At 71.9% G+C, this 1,943-nt stretch carries 2 protein-coding genes; both read left to right on the plus strand.

Features of this window, described 5'->3' with window-relative positions; genetic code table 11:
• On the plus strand, window positions 1–199 hold a 199-nt coding region (locus AOK03_RS11860; RefSeq protein ID WP_208609530.1), incomplete at its 5' end, for a hypothetical protein.
• A 10-nt stretch (window positions 200–209) separates the two neighbouring features.
• Window positions 210–1,943 (plus strand): type I polyketide synthase (locus AOK03_RS11865; RefSeq protein WP_167355596.1); only part of this gene is annotated, 1,734 nt, incomplete at its 3' end.

The raw sequence follows: 1,943 nt of genomic DNA on the forward strand, positions 1-1,943 counted from the left end.
CGGCCAGCGAGCCGCCCTCGCCGAGACCGTCCGCTGCCTGACCGAACCCCCGGCGCACGGGCACCCCGTCCCGGCCGACGACGAGCCGGACCCCGCGGACCTGGAAGCGGCCACGGCCGCGGAGGTCCTCGACTTCGTCACCAAGAACCTCGGCATCTCCATCACCGGCGACACCACACCCGCCATCGACCAGAGTTGAGAGTGAGTTCATGCCCACCGAAAGCGAACTGCTCCAATACCTCAAGGCGGTCTCGCAGGAACTGCACGCCACACGAGGGCGGTTGCAGACCCTCGAGGACCGTCGCAGCGAACCCGTGGCGATCGTCGGGATGAGCTGCCGACTGCCCGGCGGGGTGTCCTCGCCGGACCACCTGTGGGACGTCGTCCTCAAGGGCGAGGACATGATCGGGAACTTCCCGGCCGACCGTGGCTGGGACGTCGACGCCCTCTACGACCCGGAGCCGGGCAACCCCGGCAAGACCTACACCCGCTCCGGCGGATTCCTGCACGACGCGGCGGACTTCGACCCGGCGTTCTTCGGCATCACGCCCCGCGAGGCGCACGGGATGGACCCGCAGCACCGCCTCATGCTGGAGGCGTCGTGGCAGGCCCTGGAGAGCGCGGGCATCAACCCGCAGACCCTCAAGGACACCGCGACCGGCGTCTTCGCCGGGTCCTTCCACCACGACTACGACCCCGGCGGCGGCAGCGTCGGCAGCCTCGTGTCCGGCCGCGTCTCCTACGCGCTGGGCCTGCAGGGCCCCGCCGTCACCGTCGACACGGCCTGCTCCTCCTCGCTGGTGGCCCTGCACCAGGCCGTCCAGTCGCTGCGCGACGGCGAGTGCACCCTCGCCCTGGCGGGCGGCGTGACGGTGCTGTCCACGCCCGGCGTCTTCATCGAGTTCTCCCGCCAGCGCGGCCTCGCCGCCGACGGCCGCTGCAAGTCCTACGCCACCGCCGCCGACGGCACCGGCTGGGGCGAGGGCGTGGCCGTCCTGGCCCTGGAGCGCCTGTCCGACGCGGAACGCAACGGCCACCGGGTCCTGGCGGTCGTGCGGGGCAGCGCGGTGAACCAGGACGGAGCGTCGAACGGCCAGACCGCGCCCAACGGTCCCGCCCAGCAGCGCGTGATCCAGGACGCCCTGGCCGCCGCGCAGCTGGGGTCGGCGGACGTCGACGTCGTCGAGGGCCACGGCACCGGCACCACGCTCGGCGACCCGATCGAGGCGCAGGCGCTGCTGGCGACGTACGGCCAAGGGCGGGACGTGGAGCGGCCGTTGTGGCTGGGTAGCGTCAAGTCCAACATCGGGCACACGCAGGCCGCCGCGGGTGTCGCGGGCATCATCAAGATGGTGCAGGCCATGCGGCACGGCATCATGCCCAGCACCCTGCACGTGGACGAGCCCTCGCACCACGTCGACTGGACCGAGGGCCAGGTCAGGCTCCTCACGGAGAACCGCCCGTGGCCCGAGGGCGACCGCCCCCGCAGGGCCGGTGTGTCGTCCTTCGGCTACAGCGGGACGAATGCGCACGTGATCCTGGAGGCCGCTCCTGCCACCCAAGAGGTCCAGGGCAAGGGCGAGTCGGCCTCTCTGGATGATGACGCGCTGGTGCCATGGGTGTTGTCGGCGCGGAGCGAGGCGGCTCTGGCGGGGCAGGCGGAGCGGTTGCTGGCCCGGCTCGACGAGGGTGGTGCGCCGGGTCTGCGGGATGTCGGGTTCACGTTGGCGGGTGGGCGTGCGGTGCTGGAGCACCGAGCCGTCGTGCTCGGCTCGGACCTTGCTGAACTGACGTCTCGTCTTGAGGAGTTGGCGGCCGGACGTGAGGCTTCCGGCGTGGTGACCGGGCGTGCCGGGGCTCATGGCTCTGGTGGTGCGGTGTTCGTGTTCCCGGGTCAGGGTTCGCAGTGGGTGGGCATGGCCCGGGAACTCCTCGTGTTCTCG

Origin of the sequence: Streptomyces atriruber (assembly GCF_001418325.1) — a bacterium.
In the GTDB taxonomy this organism is placed as follows: Bacteria; Actinomycetota; Actinomycetes; order Streptomycetales; family Streptomycetaceae; genus Streptomyces; species Streptomyces atriruber.